Source organism: Leifsonia sp. SIMBA_070, assembly GCF_046534635.1.
GTDB lineage: Bacteria > Actinomycetota > Actinomycetes > Actinomycetales > Microbacteriaceae > Leifsonia.
Window position 1 is genome coordinate 1 of sequence record NZ_JAWRYK010000836.1, and the last position, 241, is coordinate 241.

The window sequence follows — 241 nt, forward strand, 5'->3', positions numbered from 1 at the left end:
TACATCATTTTTTTTAGCGTTTCTTTTAAAGTTGACTTTGCCTTCAATAAAAATTATTAGACATGATCATTATGGGAATAATGAATTTTTAGCAGATAGACCACATTTTGTTTTGAAGTTAACAAATCCTTTCTTTAATGGAATTATAGCAGTAAATCAAAATCTTAAAAATTGGTCAGAAAAAGTGTTGAAAGCAAAAAACGTAATTTATTTACCGAACTTTACTACCAATAATGAATAC

At 25.7% G+C, this 241-nt stretch carries 1 protein-coding gene; it reads left to right on the forward strand.

Translation table 11 applies throughout. The features are described 5' to 3' along the window. Positions 1-241 (forward strand): hypothetical protein (locus SB754_RS22565; RefSeq protein ID WP_410784503.1); only part of this gene is annotated, 241 nt, incomplete at both ends.